Below are 20,777 nucleotides of genomic sequence, written 5' to 3'. Positions count from 1 at the left end.
CGCTGTTGAGTTCTCAAAGAACGGACGCTTCCATCGCAACCCTTTCACAGGCCACTCCGGGCGCTTCCCTCTCGGTGTCCACTACTTTAGCGGATTTCCTTCCCGGCTCCTAATCGGAACCTTCAGGGACGTTTATGGCACGCCAATTAACGACCCGTTGGGGAAATCGTAGGTAGTGTTTGGCCGCTTCCGGATGCATCCGCCCGGCTTGAGAGCCTGAGGACGACCTGCCCGGTTTCAGCGACTCGGTCAACGTTAGACCTTGGGACCATCGGAGTCAAGTGAGCTTTGGCGCCGCCTGGGTTGGTGCGGACGGTACGGGCTCACGGTGGGGTCGCCGTCGGCCCAGTAGCGCCACGGGTGGACCGATCCGGCACCGCCCACACCGGTCCTGGGGCCGCTCCGCACTTGCTTCTGCTGTACGGGCTCACCGGTGAGGACACGGAGCGGGGCGCTCTCGTCGACGCCGCACAGATCCGTTCCGTTCAGGGACTTGTCGACGTCGAGGGCGGTCGCGAGCCGGGCGGGCCCCTTGGCGAGCTCCGCGTCCTTACGTGCCTTGGGACGCCGCGCACGGGCCAGCCCGGCCCCGGTGATCACCTCGCCTGCGCGCAGCAGGACACCGCTCGCGTGGCCTTCCGCGCCGCACACGAGGTTGAGGCTGAACCACATGCCGTAGATGAAGTAGACGTACGCGTGGCCGGGCGGTCCGAACATCGAGGCGTTGCGGCGGGTGAGGCCGCGGAAGGCGTGCGATCCGGGGTCCGCCTCCCCCGCGTACGCCTCCACCTCGGTGAGGCGGAGGACGATGCAGCCCTCGTCGCTCGTCCGCACCAGGTAGCGGCCCAGCAGTTGCGGGGCCACCTCCAGCACCGGGCGGTCGAAGAACGAACGGGGTAGCGGTGTGTGGCTGGGGTCGTTCCTTCGCGTACGGTCTCGGCCAGCGATCATGCCGCCCGAGGGTAACCGACCCGGGATTCCGGCTTCCGACGCATCAAGTGCGCGAGAACGGGGCGCTTTCCGGTGCGGGGCGGAACCGCCGGCCCTCCTCGGGCGTACTGGTAGCAGAGCACGCACGAGTGATCGGCGAAGACACACAGGCTGCGCCTGGGAGGGACTGGAGAGATGGGTTTCAAGAAGCTGTTCGCGAGTCTGGGCGTAGGCAGTGCCTCTGTGGACACCGTCCTGCACGAGCCGAACGTGGTGCCGGGAGGGGTGGTCCAGGGTGAGGTGCACATCGAGGCGGGCTCTGTCGACCAGCAGATCCAGGGGCTGTCCGTCGGTCTCATGGCGAAGGTCGAGGTCGAGACGAACGACGGGGAGATGAAGCAGAACATCGAGTTCGGCCGGCAGCAGCTCGGCGGCGCGCTCGAGCTGAAGGAGGGTGCCAAGCACACGGTGCCGTTCCAGCTGGAGGTGCCCTGGGAGACGCCCGTCACGATGTTCATGGGGCAGCAGCTGACGGGCATGAGCATCGGCGTCTCGACGGAGCTCGCCATCGCGCAGGCCGTCGACTCGACCGACATCGACCCGGTCAACGTGCACGCCCTGCCCGCGCAGCAGGCGATCCTCGACTCCTTCGGCGCCCTCGGCTTCCGCTTCAAGTCGGCGGACATGGAGAAGGGGCGGATCCGCGGCACGCGCCAGCAGCTGCCCTTCTACCAGGAAATCGAGTTCCTGGCGCCGCAGCAGTACCGGGGGCTCTCGCAGGTGGAGCTGTCCTTCGTGGCCGACGGCAGGGAGATGGACGTCGTCATGGAGATGGACAAGGCGCCGGGTCTCTTCACCGGCGGCAGTGACTCGTACCGGGCGTTCCAGGTGAGCCTGACGGACTTCCAGCAGACGGACTGGACCGCGTTCATCAATCAGTGGCTGACGGAGGTCGGGGGCCAGCGCAACTGGTTCTGATCCGACTTCACGAGGGGCGGTGGGCGCTTCGCCTGCCGCCCCTCGGCGTGCTCAGCCCAGGAGAACGGTGAGGGGGGCGCTGCGAACCGTCCAGTAGCCCACCGCCGCGGTGAAGACGTTGACGGCGGTGGCGGCGGAGGCCGGGTCTGCCTGCTCGAAGCCGGGCCAGCCGGCCGTCATCAGCATGTAGCCGTTGGTCTCGCCCCACCAGGAGAGGTCGGTGAGGGAGTCGGCCAGCGCGTCCCAGTTGCGTCCGAACCAGTCGGGAAGTTCCAGACCGGTGGCGCAGCGGTCCATGAACTCGACCTTGGTGGTCACGTCGCTGAGGTCGATGACGGCGCCGATCCAGTCCGCGGCCTCCGCCTGCATGAGGACGTCGGGGCCCACGGAGTCGCAGCGGTACACGCCGGGCGGGACGGTGCCCTCGAAGAGGCCCGGCAGCCCGTCACCGGGCAGTTCGGGGAGTTCGGGCAGGTCCACGGGACTGGTCATCGTCGCACCACCGCTTTGCAGGTCTCGTCGTGGATCCCATGGTGACAAAGTCCGGCACCATGGCTCGTTAGGCTGGCCGGTGCAGCGATTCGCGCCATCAGGAGGTTCCCACGTGACCGAGCAGAAGCAACCGCCGCTCCCCCACGACTTCCACCCGCCCGTCGCCTCGTTCGAGGTGGTGAGCAGCGACGTCTCCGAGGGCGGACGGCTGCGTCCGGAACAGCAGTATGCGAAGGGCAACGTCTCCCCGCATCTGCGCTGGGAGGGGTTCCCTCCGGAGACCCGGAGCTTCGCCGTGACGTGCTTCGACCCGGACGCGCCTACGGGCAGCGGTTTCTGGCACTGGGTGGTCTTCGACATTCCGCTCTCCGTGACGGAGCTGCCGGTCGGCGCCGGTACGGGTGAGATGGAAGGTCTGCCCGAGGGCGCCGTGCACGTGCGCAACGACTTCGGGACGCGCGACTTCGGCGGCGCCGCACCGCCCCCCGGTGACGGCCCGCACCGTTACGTCTTCACCGTCTACGCGGTGCAGGAGGAGAAGCTGGGCCCGGATGCCGACGCGACGCCTGCGTTCGTCGGGTTCAACCTGCGCTTCAAGACCATCGGACGTGCGCAGCTGATCGGCGTCCACGAGGTGCCCGCGGACGGCTGAGCCTGCCGGAACGCCCTCCGGGGCGGGCGGAAAATCCTTTGCGCCTCGTCGTCCCCGAAAGCACAGTTGTCGCCGGGCAGCCGGCACCGCAGTGCGGGGGCGGCGAGGCGCTCGTGTCTGCGCCAGCAGTCCGTCGGAGGCCGGCCGGGGGCCGGGCGACCGCGTCGGCTGCCCCTTTTCCGCATTGCTGTTTCTTTCCCCTCCCGGTTTCGACCTTTCCGGTTCTCTGCCGGTTGCGATCTTCCGGTCCGCCGGTACGGCCCGCTCGTCATCTCCCGCGCGCCGCCCCGTAATTGCGTTGTCCCCTGTCCCGTGCGACGGCACAGTGGTGCCAACCGCCAACGGGGGCGGAACGGAATCGGGGAGGTGGAGGGGATGCGCGAGACGCTGATCCTCAATGCGAGCTTCGAGCCGCTTTCGACGGTGTCGCTGCGGCGAGCCGTTGTGCTTGTCATGCAGGACAAGGCCGTCGTCGAGCAGTCGCACCCCGGTCTCCGTATACGAGCGGCTGACATCGACCTTCCGGTGCCCCAGGTCGTGAGGCTCCGCAGATACGTGCGGGTTCCCTTCCGACAACGGGCGCCGTGGTCGCGGCGCGGCGTCCTCGTACGGGACCGGCACCGGTGCGCTTACTGCGGGCGGCGGGCGACCACCGTCGACCACATCCTGCCGCGCTCGCGGGGCGGTGCCGACACGTGGCTCAACACCGTGGCCGCGTGCGCGGCGGACAACCACCGCAAGGCCGACCGGACGCCCGCTCAGGCGGGCATGACGCTGCTGGTGAAGCCGTTCGAGCCCACGCCTGCCGACGCGCTGCTCCTGGCGCTGAACCGCGCGGACGGTACGTCGCTGCCGCAGTGGCTCACCGTCTCGCGCGCCGCGGACTCCGCGACGGGACTGCCTGCCACTGCGTGAAAAAGGAGCCGGGCCTCAGGGCCCGGCTCCTTTCGTCAGCGGACGAGCTGGTGGACGAGGGCCGCGGTTCCGACCGTCACGATGATGACGCGGAGGGTGGTGGGCCGCAGTCTGCGGCCCACCGCTGCTCCGAGCACGCCACCGGCCGCGGAGCCGCCCGCCACCAGGAGGACGGCCGTCCAGTCGAAGTCCGCCACGAAGAGGAAGAACACCGCCGCGGCGCCGTTCACCAGGGCACCGAGCACGTTCTTCACGGCGTTGATCCGCTGCAGGTCCTCATCCAGCAGCAGTCCCATCAGGGCGAGGTAGATGATGCCTTGCGCCGCGCCGAAGTAGCCGCCGTAAGCGCTCGCGAAGAGCATGCCGGACGGCAGCAGCACGCCGCCCTGGGGACGGGCGGACGCCCCCTTCCGCTCGCGGCGTCGCTGCACGGCGCGGGCGAGGCGGGGCTGGAAGGCGACCAGGAGCAGCGCCACCGCGATGAGCGCCGGCACGATCGTGTCGAAGGCGCTGGACGGCAGGACGACCAGCAGTGCGGCTCCGGAGAGGGCACCGACGAGCGCCACGCCGCCCAGCAGCAGCACCCGGCGCAGCTGCCCGCGCAGCTCACGCCTGTAACCGATCGCCCCGCTCACCGATCCGGGCACGAGTCCCAGTGCGTTGGAGACGTTGGCCGTGACGGGCGGCAGGCCGACGGCGAGCAGCACCGGGAAGGTCAGCAAGGTGCCGGAGCCGACGATCGTATTGATGGCGCCTGCGCCGACGCCGGCGACGCAGACGGCCACTGCCTCCCAGATGGTCACGCGAATCCCCCAGTTGATCAGTGCCGTACACACTGATCATGCCCGAGGGGCATTTCGCGCGGGCATCCGGGTCCGGTCGGCCGTGCGGGCCGGCTTCCGCTCAGTCGATCCTGGGGCTGTCCCGCCGGGGCGGCTTGACCATGCTCGTGGGGTCGCTGCCGCTGCCGCCGGTGCTGCCACTGTTCCCGCCGCCTCCGGGCCGGAAGCCGTCGAGGGCGCCGCCGAGTCCCTTCAGGGCGTCGCCGATCTCGCTCGGGACGATCCAGAGCTTGTTGGCGTCGCCTTCGGCGATCTTCGGGAGCATCTGCAGGTACTGGTAGGAGAGGAGCTTCTGGTCCGGGTCGCCGGCGTGGATCGACTCGAAGACCGTGCGGATCGCCTGCGCTTCGCCTTCCGCGCGCAGCGCCGCCGAGCGGGCCTCGCCCTCGGCGCGCAGGATCGACGACTGCTTCTCGCCCTCGGCGGTGAGGATCGCCGACTGCCGCACACCTTCGGCCTGCAGGATCGCGGCGCGCTTGTCGCGGTCGGCACGCATCTGCTTCTCCATCGAGTCCTGGATGGACGTCGGGGGCTCGATGGCCTTCAGCTCGACGCGGTTGACGCGGATGCCCCACTTGCCGGTGGCCTCGTCGAGCACGCCGCGCAGCGCCGCGTTGATCTCCTCGCGGGAGGTGAGCGTCCGCTCCAGGTCCATGCCGCCGATGATGTTGCGGAGCGTCGTCACCGTGAGCTGCTCGATCGCCTGGATGTAGCTGGCCACCTCGTACGTGGCAGCCCGGGCGTCCGTCACCTGGTAGTAGATGACGGTGTCGATGTTCACGACGAGGTTGTCCTGCGTGATGACGGGCTGCGGCGGGAACGGGACGACCTGTTCACGCAGGTCGACACGGTTGCGGACCGTGTCGATGAAGGGGACCACGATGTTCAGGCCCGCGTTGAGGGTGCGGGTGTACCGGCCGAAGCGCTCGACGATGGCGGCGCTCGCCTGCGGAATCACCTGAATCGTCTTGATGAGTGCGATGAAGACCAGCACCACCAGGATGATCAGGACAATGATGATGGCGTCCATCGCCGTCCCCCTGCACGTATGTCACTGATTGACGTCTGTCAGACGGTAGAAGTACCCCGGGCGCAAGCAACTCGCCCTGCTCGCAAGGGTGTTACCCCGCCTCGCGGCTATCCCATCACGACCGCGGTGGCTCCGTCGATCTCCACCACGTCGACCTGCCTGCCGGTTTCGTAGGCCGCGTCCGCGTCGAGCGCGCGGGCCGACCAGACCTCACCCGCCAGCTTGATCCTTCCGCCCTGCCCGTCGACGCGTTCCAGCACCGTCGCCTGGCGGCCGCGCAGGGCGTCGACGCCGCTGCTCATGGCCGGCGCCTGACTCCGTGAACGGCGCGCGATCGGCTGGACGACGACGATCAGCGCGGTCGAGACGACCGCGAAGACGAGGACCTGCGCGACCATGCCTCCGCCGAGCCCGGCGGTGACGGCGCCCGCCACACCTCCGACGGCCAGCATTCCGAACTCGGGCATCGCCGTGAGGACGAGTGGAATCCCGAGCCCCACCGCGGCTATCAACCACCACACCCATGCATCCACAAGGCCATGGTAGGCCCGCGATCAGCTCAGCGGCAGACCCTGAGCGGTCCAGCGGTCGCCGCGCTCCTCCACGACGAGCGGAAGTCCGAAGCAGCGGGAGAGATTTCGGGAGGTCAGCTCGGTCTCCAGGGGGCCCGCGGCGAGGACCTGGCCCTGACGGATCATCAGTACGTGCGTGAAGCCCGGTGCGATCTCCTCGACATGGTGGGTCACCATGATCATGGAGGGGGCGTACGGATCGCGGGCGAGGCGGCCCAGCCTGCGCACCAGGTCCTCGCGGCCGCCGAGGTCGAGTCCTGCCGCCGGCTCGTCCAGCAGCAGCAGTTCGGGGTCGGTCATCATGGCGCGGGCGATCAGGGTGCGCTTGCGCTCGCCCTCGGAGAGCGTGCCGAACTTGCGGTCCAGGTAGTCGCTCATGCCGAGGCGGTCGAGGAAGGCGCGGGCACGCTCCTCGTCGATCGCCTCGTACTCCTCCTGCCAGTGCGCCGTCATGCCGTACGCGGCGGTGAGCACCGTCTGCAGGACGGTCTGGGAGCGGGGGAGCTTCTCGGCCATGGCGATGCCCGCCATGCCGATGCGGGGACGGAGCTCGAAGACGTCGACTGCGCCGAGCCGTTCACCGAGGACGGTGGCGGTCCCGGAACTCGGGAAGAGGTAGCTGGAGGCCATGTTGAGCAAGGTCGTCTTGCCGGCGCCGTTGGGTCCGAGGATGACCCAGCGCTCGCCCTCCTTGACCGACCAGGAGACGTCGTCCAGCAGAGCGTGGCCCTCGCGGACCACGGATACGTCCACCAGCTCCAGTACTTCGCTCATGAGCGCGTTGTCTCCCATTGCAGTCGCCGTTTCCCGTGCCTTGTGGGCACAGTCCCCAGACAAAACCTACGCCACGCGTTCGACGGCCTGTTCCTTAGGCTGTGCTCATGCTCCAAGAACCTCGTTCAGGGCGGATGGCCGCCTGGGGAAATGCACTCTTTGCCGGGCTGATCTCGCCCGATGAGGCCGCCGAGCGGATCGTCGGGGAGGACGCGGCGCACCGCGTGGCGGCGCTGCCGTCGTCCGCCGCTCCCGGAGCCGGGCCGGAGCCGGAGCACGTGGGTCTCACTCTCGCGCTGGGCCGGCTGCGGTCGCTGGGCACGCACGGACTGCGGGTGGCACTTCCCGCGCCCGGGCATCCGCTGGGGCTGAGCGGGCCGCCGGAGCTCAACTCCCGCGCTCTCGACGCGGGCGAGGCGGTGCTGGCTCCGGGGGCGGGTCTGGGGCTCGTCCCGGAGCTGTACGAGGCGGGGCCCGAGGGAGACGTGCAGGTCGAGGTGGTGTGGCACTGCCTGCCCCTGCGGGACGGGCCGCCCGCGGACGTGCCCTCCCTCGCCGAGGCGGAGCGTGAGCTTGCCGAGGCCATGCGGGAGGCCACGGATCTCCTCACGAAGCTGGACGTGGCAGGTTCGGGCCCCGTGGCGGACGCGGCCCTGGAGGCGTACCGGGCGCGGATGGAGGCGGGCAGGCGACTGCTGGCCCCGGGCTACACGCCGCGTGCCGTGCGGGTGCTGGAACTCGCGCAGCGTGTGCGGGCGCTGGTGGACATCGCGCAGGGAGACGTGCCGGGCGGCGGCAAGGGCGCGGGAGACGGCCGGGAGCACGGCGGCGCGGTGAGCTCGTCCGAGATCGCGGCGCGGGCCGAGGCGCTCCGTCCGGTGGAGCGCACGGCGAGGCGGGCGCAGGTCGCGGCGTACAACGCCTACGCGGAGGAGCTCGAACGCAAGCGGATGTAAGCGAGCCTGGCCGCTGAGGAGCGGAACTCGCTGCGTGCGGCGCCCGGAAAGTCCGCCGGAGGGGAGTGCCGCCGGGCTCAGGGCGGGGCCCGTCAGTGCGTGAGCCCGTGGCGGACGGCCCACAGCGCCGCCTGGGTGCGGTCGGCGAGGTCGAGCTTCATCAGAATGTTCGACACGTGGGTCTTCACCGTCTTCTCCGACAGGACGAGCGCCCGGGCGATCTCCCGGTTGGAGCGCCCGTCCGCTATCAGCTCCAGCACCTCCCGCTCGCGCTCGGTGAGCTGCGTGCCGCGCCCCGCGCTCCCGCCCGGCCCCTCGGAGAGCAGCGCCCCGGCGACTTCGGGCTGCAGCAGCACGTGGCCCGCGTGGATGGAGCGGATGGCCCCCGCGAGGGCGTCCGGGTCCACGTCCTTGTAGACGTAGCCCGCGGCTCCCGCCCGCAGGGCCGGGACGACGGTGCGCTGCTCGGTGAAGCTCGTGACGACGAGCACGCGGGCGGGGTTGCCGAGCTGCACGAGCTGTCTCAGCGCCTCGATCCCGTCGGTGCCGGGCATCTTCACGTCCATCAGGACGATGTCCGGGCGCAGTTCCTCGGCGCGGGCCACGCCCTCCTCGCCGTCGGCGGCCTCCCCGACCACCTCGATGTCGTCCTGGATCTCCAGGAAAGTGCGCAGTCCGCGCCGTACGACCAGGTGGTCGTCGACGATGAGCACACGGATCGGGTCAGCCACCGGGCACCTCCATCTCGATGACGGCGCCCTTGCCGGGCTCCGACTGCACGGCCAGCCGGCCGCCGACGCACTGGGCCCTGTCGCGCATCGACACCAGTCCCAGGTGACGTCCCGCCTTGCGCACGGCCTTCGGGTCGAAGCCCCGGCCGTCGTCGGCGACGCGCAGCCGCACGGCGGAGGCGCCGAAGGTGAGCACCACGTCGACGCGGACGGCCGAGGCATGGCGGAGCGCGTTGTGCACGGCTTCCTGCGCGACCCGCAGCAGCGCCTCCTCGTGCGCCGAGGGCAGCGCCCGGGGGCTTCCCTCGGTGGAGAAGGCGACCTCGGCCGAGTGGGCGCGGTGGAGCACTCGGGTCTGGGTTCTCAAGGTGGCGACGAGCCCGTCCTCGTCGAGCGCTGCGGGACGCAGTTCGACGACGGCGGCCCTCAGTTCCTCGGCCGCCTCGGCCGTGAGCCGGTCGATCTCGTGCAGTTCGGCCTTCGCGCGCCCGGGATCGCGGTCGACGAGGGCCGTCGCCGCCTGGGCGGTCAGCCGCAGCGAGAAGAGCTTCTGGGCCACGGCGTCGTGCAGGTCGTGGGCGATGCGGGCGCGCTCGCCGGCGATCGTCAGCTCGCGGCTCCGCTCATGGAGCCGGGCGTTGGTGAGGGCGATGGCGGCGTGCTGGGCGAGGAGGCGCAGCAGCCGCTCGTCGTCCTCGGAGAACGAGCAACCGCGCGCCGCCGCCTGGTCCGGAGGCCCCTGCCCGGGTTCGTCCCGGGCGGGCGGGCAGCGCTTGTTGGCGAGGAAGAGGGCGCCCAGGACGTTCTCGCCGTCGGCGACGGGCATGCCCAGGAAGTCGGCCAGTTCGGGGTGGGCGCTGGGCCACCCCTCGAAGCGGGAGTCGGCGCGTACGTCCGCGAGGCGCTGCGGTGTCGCCTCGTGGAGCATCGCCGCGAGGATGCCGTGCTGCCGGGGCAGCGGGCCGATTGCCTTCCACTGCTCGTCCGAGACTCCGTCGACGACGAACTGGGCGAACCCGCCCTGGTCGTCGGGTACTCCGAGTGCCGCGTATTCGGCGTCCAGCAGATCGCGGGCCGAGGCGACGATCGTCTGCAGTACGTCGCGCACCTCGAGTTGCCGGTTCATGGCGAGCAACGCGGCGCTGACAGCGGCGAGCCCGGAGCTTTGGAGCATGCCGTCACGGTACCGGCGGGACGTCGCGGAGGTATCGGACGGACGCCCCGGAGGAGGGGGTCTCAGGACCTAGGACCGAGACCCAGGCGCGTGACTCTGCGTTTATAGCTTCTACACACTGCGTAAATGTAATCGGGTATGCGGTGTGAGTCGCCGCATAGGACGCAGATCACGTACGAGCTTGCTTAGTAGTAGTTGCCCACTGACCGGACGTGCAGCGCTGACACGTCAAGGCCTCCGACCTTTTCGCGAACCACTATCAAGGTTAGTAATGGTGATTTTTGCTCGGTGACTGACGGCAGCTGAGAATTGCTGCCGCCGTAGCGGCCACTGTCGCTGCGGTCCGCAATCTGGAAGAGGTTTCCTCCCCATGAGCGTTCCCACTCCCGAACGCCACGGCAGGCTGTCCCGTCTGCACAAGATCTCGGCGGCCACAGGTGCGGCCGCCGTCGGCGTGACCGCCATCGCGTTCAGCGTCGTGCCAGGGCAGAAGGACAGCGGAAACGACACTGCCGGATCGGAGCCGGCAGCACAGGCGATCGCCCTTCAGACAGCCGCCGGCAGCCCCGCCGCCCAGAAGGCGGGCATCGACGCCCAGACCACGGCCGCCGACGGCCGGGCCCGCGCGAGCGCCGAGAAGGAGGCGCGCGAGAAGGCCGAAGCCCGCGCCAAGGCGCGGCTGGAGGCGGCCGAACAGGCGAAGAAGGCCGAGCGCGAGCGTCAGCGCAAGCAGGCGGCGAGCCGGTCCGCCGAGCGCGCCGCGTCCCCCTCGGGCTCTCCGAAGCAGATCGCGCGGCAGATCATCGGTTCCGAGAAGCAGTTCCAGTGCTTCTCGAACATCGTCGAGCGCGAGAGCGGCTGGGACGTCCACGCGCAGAACCCCAGCGGCGCCTACGGCCTCGTGCAGGCCCTGCCGGGCTCCAAGATGGCCTCAGCCGGCCCGGACTGGCGGAACAGCGCGACCACGCAGATCAAGTGGGGCCTCGGCTACATGAAGGACCGCTACGGCAGCCCGTGCGGCGCCTGGTCCTTCTGGCAGGCCAACAACTGGTACTGAGCCGGCAGCAGCGGGGCGTGTTCCCGTACAGCGCGAAGGCGGCGGTCCCCGCGAAGGGGGCCGCCGCCTTCCGTGCGCGCCGAGCCGAAGGGCCCGGCCCTGCCGCTACTTGCGCATGACCTCCGGCTCGTGGCGGCGCAGGAGCCGCGCGACGACGAAGACCAGCGCGACGCCGAGCCCCATGAGGACGGCCATGTCGAGCACGTACGTGGCGGCCGTGTGCTCCCACAGCGGATCCGGGTTGCCCTTCTCCCACGGCAGCAGCGTGTTCATGTCGGCCGTGGCGCCCATGGCGGCGACCGCCCAGCGGGACGGCATCAGCCAGGAGAACTGCCCCACACCCGGGGTGTCGAACAGCTGGAAGAGCACGCCGGTGAAGACCACCTGGACGATGGCGAACATGACCAGCAGCGGCATGGTCTTCTCCGCCGTCTTCACGAGCGCGGAGATGATCAGGCCGAACATCATCGAGGTGAAGCCCAGCGTGATGACGGCGAGCGTCATCTCGACGGCGGGCAGGTCCTCCGCCAGCAGGCCCTCCGACGGGAGTTCACGCGGGGCGAAGCCGATGGCGGAGATGATCACACCCTGCACGGCGGTGACGATCCCGAGCACGAGCACCTTGGACATCAGATAGGCCGACCGCGAGAGGCCCGTGGCCCGTTCGCGCTCGTAGATGACCCGTTCCTTGATCAGCTCTCGTACGGAGTTGGCGGCTCCGGAGAAGCACATGCCCACCGCGATGATGAGCATGATCGTGCTGGCGTCCCGGTTCGTCCGCGCCTTGTTCAGCGGGCCGTAGCCGAGTCCGTAGTCGCTCGGGATGAGGGTGCTGACGCCGCCGAGGACAAGGGGCAGGATCACCGTCAGCGCCAGGAAACCCTTGTCGGAGGCGATGACGGAGACGTAGCGGCGCACCAGCGTCCAGAACTGCGAGCCCCAGCTCTGCGGTTTGCGCATCCGCGTCGGCGGGGCCTGGACCTGCTGCGCCTGCTGCGGGGAGACGGCGTCGAGGTCCGCGGCGTACATCTGGTAGTGCTGCGAGCCCTGCCAGCGGCCCATCCAGTCGTAGTCGCGGTAGTTCTCGAAGGCGGAGAAGACGTCCGCCCAGGTGCTGTAGCCGAAGAAGTTCAGCGCCTCCTCGGGGGGCCCGAAGTAGGCGACGCCGCCGCCCGGCGCCATCACCAGCAACTTGTCGCACAGGCCGAGTTCCGCCACGGAGTGCGTGACGACGAGGACCGTGCGGCCGTCGTCGGCGAGGCCGCGCAGCAGCTGCATGACGTCGCGGTCCATGCCCGGGTCGAGGCCCGAGGTGGGCTCGTCCAGGAATATCAGCGACGGCTTGGTCAGCAGCTCCAGGGCGACGGAGACGCGCTTGCGCTGACCGCCGGAGAGCGAGGTGACCTTCTTGTCGGCGTGGATGTCGAGCTTGAGCTCCGCGAGCACTTCCTCGACGCGCGCGTTGCGCTCGGCGACCGCGACGTCGCCGGGGAAGCGGAGCCGGGCCGCGTAGCGCAGAGCGGTACGGACCCGCAGCTCCTTGTGGAGGATGTCGTCCTGCGGGACGAGGCCGATGCGCTGCCGGAGTTCGGCGAAGTGCTGGTAGAGGTTGCGGTTGTCGTACAGGACTTCACCGACGTCGGCGGGACGGTAGCCGGTCAGCGCACGCAGCAGCGTGGACTTGCCGGAGCCGGACGGGCCGATCACGCCGATCAGCGACTTCTCCGGCACGCCGAAGGTGACGTTGTTGAGGATCACCTTGCCGTTGTCGACCTTCACCGTCAGATGGCGGGCCGAGAAGGAGACCTCGCCGGTGTCGACGAACTCCTCGAGCCGGTCGCCGACCAGGCGGAACGTCGAGTGGCCGACGCCGACCGTGTCCTGCGGTGTGATCACCGCGGAGCCGGACTTCGGAAGCAGCTGCCCGTTGACGTACGTGCCGTTGTGGCTGCCGAGGTCGCGGATCTCGAAGCGTCCGTCCGGCGACGCGTGGAACTCCGCGTGGTGCCGCGAGACCTGCAGGTCGGAGACGACCAGCTCGTTCTCGAGGGCGCGGCCGATGCGCATCACCCGGCCCAGCGCGAGCTGGTGGAAGGTGGTCGGACGCTCGCCGCCCCTGTGCGGTGCTCCCCCGGCCTGGGGGTGTGCCTGCTGGGCGCCCTGCTGGGGGTGCTGGCCCTGCTGCGGGTGCTGAGGCGCGTAGGGCTGAGCCTGCGGTGCCGCCTGCTGCGGTGCGTACTGCTGTGCGCCCGCTCCCGCGGGGTAGGCCTGGCCGCCGCCCTGCTGTGCCGGGACTCCCGGCTGCTGCCAGCCCGCTTGCTGCTGCGGGACACCGGGCTGCTGGGGCTGCCCGCCCCAGCCCTGCGCCGCCGGCTGCCCCTGCACGCCGCCGGGTGCGCCGCCGCCAGGGTGCTGCGGCGGGGCCTGAGCGGCCCGCCCCTGGGGCGCCTGCGCCTGGTGTGCGGGCTGCTGCTGGTGCTGCGCGGGTGCGCCCGCGCCCCCGCCCGCCGGTGCCCCCGAGCCCGAGAGCTTCAGATGCGGCCCGTCGGTGGCGTTGCCCAGGTGCACGCTCGTGCCCGGGCCGAGCTCCGCCTGCTGGACGCGCTGCCCCTGGACGTACGAGCCGTTGGTGCTCCCGCTGTCCTCGATGACCCAGCCGCGTCCGCTCCACTTGATGGTGGCGTGCCGCCAGGAGACCCTGGCGTCGTCGATCACCACGTCGCCCTGGGGATCGCGCCCCAGCGCATACGTCCTGGACGGATCGAGCGTCCAGGTTTGTCCGTTCAATTCCAGTACGAGTTCCGGCACTCCATGCCCCACAAAGTTGTCCCCCGAGTGACTCCCCCACTACGGGAGCCTAGGGATGGCGAACATCGTCTGGAACTATTTCAGGCCCAGGTCCCTGACAGGAAGTCGGCCCATGTCACAACCCCGATTCGACTGTGGCCGACCGGGTGCGTACGAGCCCTCGCCGAGTGCAACGTGGCTGCTCAAGACCGCCTCCGGCGAGCGAAAGGATCCGGACGGAGCTGAGCCCCCGGGGGGTGCGACCGGCCTCGCAGCGATACCGTAAGAACATCATGACCACATCGCCGGCCACCCCGCCTTCGTACGCCGACACCCCCACGCTCCTGGTGAAGATCTTCGGCAAGGACCGGCCCGGCATCACGGCCGGACTGTTCGACACCCTTGCCGCCTTCAGCGTGGAAGTCGTCGACATCGAGCAGCTCGTCACCCGTGGACGCATAACGCTGTGCGCGCTCGTGACCGCACCCGGCACCGGCGGCTCCGGCAACGGCCAGGGACCGGCCTGCGAGGGCGAACTGCGGGCCACCGTGCACAGCTGGGCGGAGTCGATGGGGCTCGAGGCCGAGATCATCTCCGGCGTGGGCGACAACCGGCCGCGCGGCACCGGCCGTTCGCACGTCACGGTGCTCGGGCAGCCGCTGACCGCCTCGTCGACGGCCGCCATCGCCGCCAGCATCACCGCGACGGGCGGCAACATCGACCGCATCTTCCGGCTCGCCAAGTACCCGGTGACCGCGGTGGAGTTCGACGTCTCCGGGACCGGGACGCAGACGCTGCGCACGTCGCTGGCGCTGGAGGCGGCGAAGCACGGTGTGGACATCGCCGTCGTCGCCTCCGGGCTGCAGCGCCGCGCGCAGCGCCTGGTCGTGATGGACGTCGACTCCACGCTGATCCAGGACGAGGTGATCGAACTCTTCGCCGCCTACGCGGACTGCGAGGACGAGGTCGCCGAGGTCACCGCACGCGCCATGCGCGGGGAGCTGGACTTCGAGCAGTCGCTGCACGCACGGGTGGCCCTGCTGGAGGGCCTGGACGCGTCCGTCGTCGACAAGGTGCGCAAGGACGTACGGCTCACGCCCGGCGCACGCACGCTCGTGCGGACCCTCAAGCGCCTCGGCTACCAAGTCGGCGTCGTCTCCGGCGGATTCACGCAGATCACGGACGCGCTGAAAGTGGAACTGGGGCTGGACTTCGCCTCCGCGAACACGCTGGAGGTCGTCGACGGCAAGCTCACCGGCCGCGTCACCGGGGACATCGTCGACCGGGAGGGCAAGGCGCGGCTGCTGCGCCGCTTCGCCTCCGAGGCGGGGGTCCCGCTGCTGCAGACCGTCGCCATCGGCGACGGCGCCAACGACCTCGGGATGCTCAACGCGGCGGGTCTGGGCGTGGCGTTCAACGCGAAGCCCGTCGTGCGCGAGGCCGCGCACACCGCCGTCAACGTGCCCTTCCTGGACACCGTCCTGTACCTGCTCGGGGTGACGAGGGAAGAGGTCGAGGCCGCCGACGGCTCCGCCGGGAGCGACGACCACGACACGGACGGCGAACGTCTGCTGGGCGTCCCGGCCTCCTGAACGTACGGCCCCCGGCTCCGCCGCGCACCGTCCGGTGCCGCCGCGCAAGGGCCGGGCCCCGCACCCGTGTTGCGCCCGCACACGCCAGGCGGCCCGCGCCGGGGACCGGCGCGGGCCACCGCGAGGCTCGGGGAATCAGGCGTGTCCGGGGGCGGCGCCCCTCACTCGTGCGGTTCGTGCGGCGCCCAGTAGCCGGTCAGGGTCGCGGTGCCCGGCTCGACGGACTTCCACGTCCCGTCGAAGCGCAGCACCGCGACCGCCGACGTCGGAAAGCCGTTGCGCTGCATGCGCTCCAGGGAGTCGCCCTCGGAGGAGCCGGTCAGCACCTCGGCGACACCCTGCACTCCCGGGTTGTGGGCCACGACCAGCAGGTTCTCGACGTCCTCGGGAACGTCGTTGATCACCGCGATGATCTCGCCGGGCGAGGCGTCGTACAGGCGCTCCTCGTAGACGGTTCTGGGACGGTGGGGCAGATGCGGCGCGGTCAGCTTCCACGTCTCACGGGTGCGGACGGCTGTCGAGCAGAGGGTCAGCCCGGGGGCGACGCCGTGGGTCGCCAGCCACTCACCGACTGCCGCGGCGTCCTTGCGGCCCCGGTCTGCCAGGGGGCGCTCGTGATCTGCGACTTCCGGCCAGTCGGCCTTCGCGTGCCGGACAAGGACGATACTGCGGGGCACATCGACGCTCATGTCTCCCAGCTTCGCACGAAACGCCGTGCGGGGCGGAGGGTGTTGACAGTGCGGAAAGAGCGGCCGCTTTCCGGCCGTCAGCCGAGCAACGCCTGCTCGAAGCGCTCCAGGACCACCGCGAGGACGTCCGCCCAGGGCTGCGGAGCCGCCGCGTTCGCGTCTCCCCCGCCGATCAGCAGGCTCAGCAGCAGCGCGAAGGCGAGGACCGGCAGCACCGCCGCCCACCAGGGCAGCAGCTCGCGGCCGTCACCGCCGGAAGGCGGGGCCTGCCGCCGGGCGGCGGTGACGCTGCGCGGACTGTCGTCACGGGCACGGGCCGTCGTCATGGGCTCGCCTCTCCCTCGTCCGTAGAGCGTCCGGCGGTGTACTCGGAGACGCTACGGAGCAGCGGGCGGGCGCCCCATCCGGTGATCCACCCACTTTCCCCTGACCCAGACCCCCTGGGGGTGGTGGGGCCAGCACCACCATCGGACGGCGCGGCGGTCCCGCAAGCCGGTCAGAGCCGGGCGTCGGGGAGGGGCAGCCTCAGGGGTCGGGCGGGCGTCGGGGTTCGGCGGAAGCCGGGGTGCAGGGGGCGTCAGGGAGCGGCGATGTTGGCGACGACGCCGATGACGATCATGATGCCGAAGATCGCTCCCATGATCAGGAGCAGCTTCTTCTGGCCGTTCTGCGGGGCTGGTTCGAGCACTGGCATACCGGTCAGTGTCGCACTCAGCGCCCGTCCTCGATGACGCGGTCCCGGCCGGCCAGCACTCCCACAGCCGTCTGGGCCAGCAGCAACGCCATCATCAGCAGCAGGGGGACGCGCCAGCCGCCGCTGACGTCGTGCAGAACACCCACGAGCAGCGGCCCGGGGATGGACAGCAGGTAGCCCGTGCTCTGCGCGAAGGCCGACAGCTGTGCCACGCCCGCGCTGGAACGGGACCGCAGGCTGATCATGGTGAGCGCGACGGGGAAGGCGCAGTTGGCGATGCCCAGCAGCAGCGCCCACAGCCAGGCCCCGGCTCCCGGCGCGAACCACAGGCCCGTGTACCCGGTGAGCCCGCACATGGCCAGGGCCACGATGAGAGGGCCCTGGTGGCGCATCCGGGCCGCCACTCTCGGCACGACGAAGGCCAGAGGCACGCCCATGCCCATGGTGACGGCGAGCATCAGCCCGGCGGAGGAGGCGGGGACGCCGGCGTCCCGGAAGATCTCCGGGAGCCAGCCGAGCACGATGTAGGCGGCGGACGCCTGGAGGCCGAAGAAGCCGCCCAGCGCCCACGCGGTGCGCGAGGTGCGGATACGGATGCGGCCGTCGCTCCCGGGGCTGTCTGCGTCGCCGTCGCGGCGGCCGGCGGCCCCGTCCCCGCCGCCGCTGCGTCGGCCGGCGGTGACGCCCGGACGGCCGGGCTCGCGCCCTGCCGGGGACGCCGCCCGGCGGCTGCCCGGGTCCTTCAGCACCACGGCCCACGGGATGATCGCCAGCACACCGAGCAGCGCCCAGGCGCCGAGACCCGCCCGCCAACTGCCTCCCAGGGCCCCGGTCATGGGCACGGTGACCGCCGCGGCGCCCGCGGTGCCGAGGGCGAGACCCATCGAGTAGAGGCCGGTCATCGACCCGATACGGCCGGGGAACCATCGTTTGACGACGACCGGCATCAGGACGTTGCTGACCGCGATGCCCGCGAGGGCCAGCGCGCTCGCCGCCAGGAAGGACACCGTGCCCCCGGCGAAGGGGCGCAGCGCGAGGCCCGCGGTGATCGCGACCATGCCGGCCAGCACCACCGGGGCGGGGCCGCGGCGCCGGGCGAGCCGCGGGGCGAGGCTGCCGAAGACGGCGAAGCACAGCCCGGGCACGGAGGTGAGCAGCCCGGCCACCGCGCCGCTCATGCCCAGGTCGGAGCGGACCTCCTTCAGGAGCGGGCCGAGCGCGGCGATGGCGGGACGCAGATTGAGCGCGGCGACGAGCAGGCCCGCGGCGAGCAGCGGCACGACCCAGCGCGGTACCGCGGGCGCGGCCCCGTGGGGGCCGGTCTGCGGGGTGGCGGGCGCAGCCGGGCGGCGGTCCGCGGGGAGGCCGTCGCGCTGCAGGTCGTCTTCCGTCATGGGCATGCGCCCCATCATAGAATCATGGGATGAATACGTGCCAACGCGTATCCTCCCCTCCACAGGAGCTGACGGGAAGAGCCCGCGGCCGACGCACACGGGAGAGAGATGAACCTTCCCTCGCCGCAACGCTCCGCTCTGGCAGACCAGGTGATCTCGGCGCTGCGCTCCGCGATCACGTCCGGCGAGTGGCCGGTCGGGACGCGCATCCCGACGGAGCCGGAGCTCGTGGAGCAGCTGGGAGTGGCCCGCAACACCGTGCGGGAAGCGGTACGCGCCCTGGCGCACAACGGGTTGCTGGACATCCGTCAGGGCTCCGGCACGTACGTCGTCGCGACCAGTGAGCTGGCGGGCGTCATGCACCGCCGCTTCGCCGACGCCGACCCGCGCCACGTGGCGGAGATGCGGGCCGCGCTGGAGACCTCGGCGGCGCGGCTGGCGGCGCTGCGGCGCACCGAGGGCGACATGGCGCAGATCGAGGCGCTGCTGGAGCGCCGCGAGGCGGCCTGGGCGTCGGGCGACGTGGAATCGTTCGTCGAGGCGGACGCGAGCCTCCACCTCGGCGTCGTCGCGGCCTCGCACAACGACGTACTGACAGCGGTCTACTCGGACTTGGGGGAAGTGATGCGCGACTTCCTCCGCTTCGACGTCGGCGGGGAGCTGCGCCCGGAGAACCACATGGACCACGCGGGACTCGTCCGGGCGGTCCAGGCCGGTGACGCGGAGGCCGCGGAGCGGGAGGCCGCCTCCCACACGCAGGAGTGGGGCTGCGGGGTGCGGAAGGCGAAACAGGGCGCCTGAGCGCCGCCCACGGGGCTCCCGCGCTGACGTCGACGCGCAGCGGCCCCGGCGTCGCACCGGGGCCGCTCGTGCCGTGAGGCGTGGGGTGGAACGTGGGTGGGGCGGGTGCCTGCGGTCAGGCGCCCATCATGTGCACGCCGCCGTCCACGTGGACGATCTCCCCCGTCGTCTTGGGGAAGAAGTCCGACAGCAGACCGACGACGCCGCGCCCCGCCGGGTCCGGGTCGGCCAGTTCCCAGCCGATGGGGGCCCGGTGGTTCCAGACGTCCGCGAGCTCCTCGAAGCCCGGAATGGACTTGGCCGCCATCGACTTGATCGGGCCGGCCGAGATCAGGTTGCACCGCACGTTCTTCGCGCCCAGATCACGTGCGAGGTAACGGTTCGTCGACTCCAGCGCCGCCTTGGCCACGCCCATCCAGTCGTACTTGGGCCAGGCGATCTGCGCGTCGAAGGTGAGTCCCACGACCGAGCCGCCGCGCGGCATCAGCGGAAGGCACGCCGTCGTCAGCGACTTGAGGGAGTAGGCGGAGACGTGCACGGCCGTGCCGACGTCCTCCCAGCTCGCCTCGAGGAAGTTGAACGCGCCCTGGGGACCGAAGGCGATGGAGTGGACGATGCCGTCGAGCTGGGCGTCCTCGCCGAGGTGCTCGCCGATCTTTCCGGCGAGAGAGTCCAGGTGCTCCTGGTTCGTCACGTCCAGCTCGATGACGGGGGCTTCCTTCGGCAGGCGCTTGGCGATCCGCTGGACCAGGGAGAGCCTGCCGAACCCGGTGAGTACGACCTCCGCGCCCTCCTCCTGCGCGATCTTCGCGGCGTGGAAGGCGATCGAGCCCTCGGTGAGGACGCCGGTGACAAGGATGCGCTTGCCGGCCAGGATTCCGCTCATCTTCAGTGGCCCATGCCCAATCCGCCGTCGACAGGAATGACGGCTCCGGTGATGTATGCGGCTTCCTCGGAGGCGAGGAAGCGGACGGAGGCGGCGACTTCCTCCGGCTGGGCGTAGCGGCCCAGCGGCACCTGCCCGACGATGTTCTCGCGCTGCTCGTCGGTGAGCGCCTTCGTCATGTCGGTGTCGACGAAGCCCGGCGCGACGACGTTGCAGGTGATGTTACGGGAGCCCAGTTCACGGGCGACCGAGCGGGCGAAGCCGACCAGTCCCGCCTTGGACGCCGCGTAGTTGGCCTGTCCCGCCGAGCCGAGCAGGCCGACGACGGACGAGATGAGGACGATCCGGCCGGAGCGCGCACGCAGCATCCGCTTCGTCGCACGCTTCACGACGCGGAACGTTCCCGTGAGGTTCGTGTCGAGCACCGCGCCGAAGTCCTCCTCGGACATGCGCAGCAGCAACTGGTCCCGCGTCACACCGGCGTTGGCGACGAGGACCTCGACCGGGCCGTGCTTCTCCTCGACCTCCTTGTAGGCCCTCTCCACCTGTTCGGGGTCGGTGATGTCGCAACGGACCGCCAGGGCACCGCTCTTCATGAGGGACTCGGGCGGCTCGCCCGAGCGGTAGGTGACGGCGACCTGGTCCCCTGCGTCGGCGAAGGCCCGGGCGATGGCGAGGCCGATGCCGCGGTTGCCTCCGGTGACGAGTACCGAGCGGCTCAAGGTAGGACCACCCTTTCTGCGGTCTCCGCTCTTGTCGCGTACGCGCTGCGCACGGCGAGGAAGCGGCCGATGTCTGTCCGTACGAAACTATCCGCCGAGGCGGCCCGAC

Annotated in this window: 22 protein-coding genes; 7 read left to right on the top strand and 15 right to left on the bottom strand. The window is 70.7% G+C overall.

The features are described from left to right. Positions 1 to 255: 255 nt before the first annotated feature. Positions 256 to 951, bottom strand: coding sequence for a DNA-3-methyladenine glycosylase (locus IEY56_RS17055; protein WP_189038043.1), 696 nt, complete (start codon positions 949 to 951; stop codon positions 256 to 258). A 174-nt stretch (positions 952 to 1,125) separates the two neighbouring features. Between IEY56_RS17055 and IEY56_RS17050 the strand changes: the two genes are divergently transcribed. Beyond that, positions 1,126 to 1,908, top strand: a complete 783-nt coding sequence (locus IEY56_RS17050) for a sporulation protein (RefSeq protein WP_189038042.1) — start codon at positions 1,126 to 1,128, stop codon at positions 1,906 to 1,908. Positions 1,909 to 1,959: 51 nt separating this feature from the next. Here the strand turns inward: IEY56_RS17050 and IEY56_RS17045 are convergent, their stop codons facing one another. Further along, positions 1,960 to 2,400 carry a barstar family protein gene (locus IEY56_RS17045; protein WP_189038041.1) on the bottom strand — a complete coding sequence of 147 codons (441 nt, stop codon included), beginning with the start codon at positions 2,398 to 2,400 and terminating at the stop codon, positions 1,960 to 1,962. A gap of 112 nt (positions 2,401 to 2,512) precedes the next feature. Between IEY56_RS17045 and IEY56_RS17040 the strand changes: the two genes are divergently transcribed. Both IEY56_RS17040 and IEY56_RS17035 read left to right on the top strand, forming a co-directional pair. After that, positions 2,513 to 3,052, top strand: coding sequence for a YbhB/YbcL family Raf kinase inhibitor-like protein (locus IEY56_RS17040; RefSeq protein ID WP_189038040.1), 540 nt, complete (start codon positions 2,513 to 2,515; stop codon positions 3,050 to 3,052). Between the two features lie 375 nt (positions 3,053 to 3,427). Beyond that, complete coding sequence (locus IEY56_RS17035) at positions 3,428 to 3,967, top strand: HNH endonuclease (RefSeq protein ID WP_189038039.1); 540 nt, start codon at positions 3,428 to 3,430, stop codon at positions 3,965 to 3,967. A gap of 35 nt (positions 3,968 to 4,002) precedes the next feature. On the opposite strand, the gene IEY56_RS17030 is transcribed toward IEY56_RS17035, so the two are convergent. The 4 genes from IEY56_RS17030 to IEY56_RS17015 all read right to left on the bottom strand — a co-directional run bounded on the left by IEY56_RS17030 (position 4,003) and on the right by IEY56_RS17015 (position 7,185). Further along, positions 4,003 to 4,776, bottom strand: coding sequence for a sulfite exporter TauE/SafE family protein (locus tag IEY56_RS17030; RefSeq protein ID WP_189038078.1), 774 nt, complete (start codon positions 4,774 to 4,776; stop codon positions 4,003 to 4,005). A 94-nt stretch (positions 4,777 to 4,870) separates the two neighbouring features. Next, positions 4,871 to 5,839 carry an SPFH domain-containing protein gene (locus tag IEY56_RS17025; protein WP_189038038.1) on the bottom strand — a complete coding sequence of 323 codons (969 nt, stop codon included), beginning with the start codon at positions 5,837 to 5,839 and terminating at the stop codon, positions 4,871 to 4,873. A gap of 107 nt (positions 5,840 to 5,946) precedes the next feature. After that, a complete protein-coding gene (locus IEY56_RS17020; protein ID WP_189038037.1) occupies positions 5,947 to 6,372 on the bottom strand; it encodes an NfeD family protein in 426 nt (141 codons plus the stop codon). Positions 6,373 to 6,393: 21 nt separating this feature from the next. After that, a complete protein-coding gene (locus IEY56_RS17015; RefSeq protein ID WP_189038036.1) occupies positions 6,394 to 7,185 on the bottom strand; it encodes an ABC transporter ATP-binding protein in 792 nt (263 codons plus the stop codon). A gap of 107 nt (positions 7,186 to 7,292) precedes the next feature. Here IEY56_RS17015 and IEY56_RS17010 point away from each other — a divergent pair, with 107 nt between their 5' ends. Then, positions 7,293 to 8,141, top strand: coding sequence for an Rv1486c family protein (locus IEY56_RS17010; protein WP_189038035.1), 849 nt, complete (start codon positions 7,293 to 7,295; stop codon positions 8,139 to 8,141). Between the two features lie 92 nt (positions 8,142 to 8,233). Here the strand turns inward: IEY56_RS17010 and IEY56_RS17005 are convergent, their stop codons facing one another. Both IEY56_RS17005 and IEY56_RS17000 read right to left on the bottom strand, forming a co-directional pair. Continuing rightward, positions 8,234 to 8,872: a response regulator gene (locus IEY56_RS17005; RefSeq protein WP_189038034.1), complete on the bottom strand. Its 639-nt coding sequence runs from the start codon at positions 8,870 to 8,872 to the stop codon at positions 8,234 to 8,236. After that, entirely contained in the window at positions 8,865 to 10,046 is a 1,182-nt protein-coding gene (locus IEY56_RS17000; RefSeq protein ID WP_189038033.1) for a GAF domain-containing sensor histidine kinase, read from the bottom strand. Before IEY56_RS17000 ends, IEY56_RS17005 begins: the two co-directional genes overlap by 8 nt. A gap of 370 nt (positions 10,047 to 10,416) precedes the next feature. Between IEY56_RS17000 and IEY56_RS16995 the strand changes: the two genes are divergently transcribed. Further along, the gene (locus IEY56_RS16995; protein ID WP_189038032.1) at positions 10,417 to 11,103 is read left to right on the top strand and encodes an aggregation-promoting factor C-terminal-like domain-containing protein; all 687 of its coding nucleotides are present in this window, start codon (positions 10,417 to 10,419) and stop codon (positions 11,101 to 11,103) included. Positions 11,104 to 11,208: 105 nt separating this feature from the next. Here the strand turns inward: IEY56_RS16995 and IEY56_RS16990 are convergent, their stop codons facing one another. Continuing rightward, positions 11,209 to 13,923, bottom strand: a complete 2,715-nt coding sequence (locus tag IEY56_RS16990; protein ID WP_189038031.1) for an ABC transporter ATP-binding protein/permease — start codon at positions 13,921 to 13,923, stop codon at positions 11,209 to 11,211. A 260-nt stretch (positions 13,924 to 14,183) separates the two neighbouring features. On the opposite strand from IEY56_RS16990, the gene serB reads away from it, so the two are divergent. Then, complete coding sequence (serB, locus tag IEY56_RS16985; RefSeq protein ID WP_189038030.1) at positions 14,184 to 15,482, top strand: phosphoserine phosphatase SerB; 1,299 nt, start codon at positions 14,184 to 14,186, stop codon at positions 15,480 to 15,482. A 161-nt stretch (positions 15,483 to 15,643) separates the two neighbouring features. Here the strand turns inward: serB and IEY56_RS16980 are convergent, their stop codons facing one another. The 4 genes from IEY56_RS16980 to IEY56_RS16970 all read right to left on the bottom strand — a co-directional run bounded on the left by IEY56_RS16980 (position 15,644) and on the right by IEY56_RS16970 (position 18,259). Further along, positions 15,644 to 16,171: a SixA phosphatase family protein gene (locus IEY56_RS16980; protein WP_189038029.1), complete on the bottom strand. Its 528-nt coding sequence runs from the start codon at positions 16,169 to 16,171 to the stop codon at positions 15,644 to 15,646. A 77-nt stretch (positions 16,172 to 16,248) separates the two neighbouring features. Next, a complete protein-coding gene (locus IEY56_RS16975) occupies positions 16,249 to 16,497 on the bottom strand; it encodes a hypothetical protein (protein WP_189038079.1) in 249 nt (82 codons plus the stop codon). Positions 16,498 to 16,748: 251 nt separating this feature from the next. Next, a complete protein-coding gene (locus tag IEY56_RS28860) occupies positions 16,749 to 16,865 on the bottom strand; it encodes an SGM_5486 family transporter-associated protein (protein WP_254666801.1) in 117 nt (38 codons plus the stop codon). Positions 16,866 to 16,882: 17 nt separating this feature from the next. After that, positions 16,883 to 18,259, bottom strand: a complete 1,377-nt coding sequence (locus IEY56_RS16970) for a CynX/NimT family MFS transporter (RefSeq protein WP_373292109.1) — start codon at positions 18,257 to 18,259, stop codon at positions 16,883 to 16,885. 108 nt (positions 18,260 to 18,367) lie between these two features. Here IEY56_RS16970 and IEY56_RS16965 point away from each other — a divergent pair, with 108 nt between their 5' ends. Further along, positions 18,368 to 19,060: a FadR/GntR family transcriptional regulator gene (locus IEY56_RS16965; protein ID WP_189038027.1), complete on the top strand. Its 693-nt coding sequence runs from the start codon at positions 18,368 to 18,370 to the stop codon at positions 19,058 to 19,060. A gap of 115 nt (positions 19,061 to 19,175) precedes the next feature. On the opposite strand, the gene fabI is transcribed toward IEY56_RS16965, so the two are convergent. Beyond that, entirely contained in the window at positions 19,176 to 19,946 is a 771-nt protein-coding gene (gene fabI, locus IEY56_RS16960; RefSeq protein WP_189038026.1) for an enoyl-ACP reductase FabI, read from the bottom strand. 2 nt (positions 19,947 to 19,948) lie between these two features. After that, the gene (gene fabG / locus IEY56_RS16955) at positions 19,949 to 20,668 is read right to left on the bottom strand and encodes a 3-oxoacyl-[acyl-carrier-protein] reductase (RefSeq protein WP_189038025.1); all 720 of its coding nucleotides are present in this window, start codon (positions 20,666 to 20,668) and stop codon (positions 19,949 to 19,951) included. Between the last annotated feature and the right edge of the window lie 109 nt (positions 20,669 to 20,777).

It is taken from the genome of Streptomyces daqingensis (assembly GCF_014645895.1).
Classification (GTDB): Bacteria; Actinomycetota; Actinomycetes; order Streptomycetales; family Streptomycetaceae; genus Streptomyces; species Streptomyces daqingensis.
The sequence above is the reverse complement of the archived record's forward strand: the minus strand, read 5'-3'. Positions and strand labels throughout refer to the sequence as shown.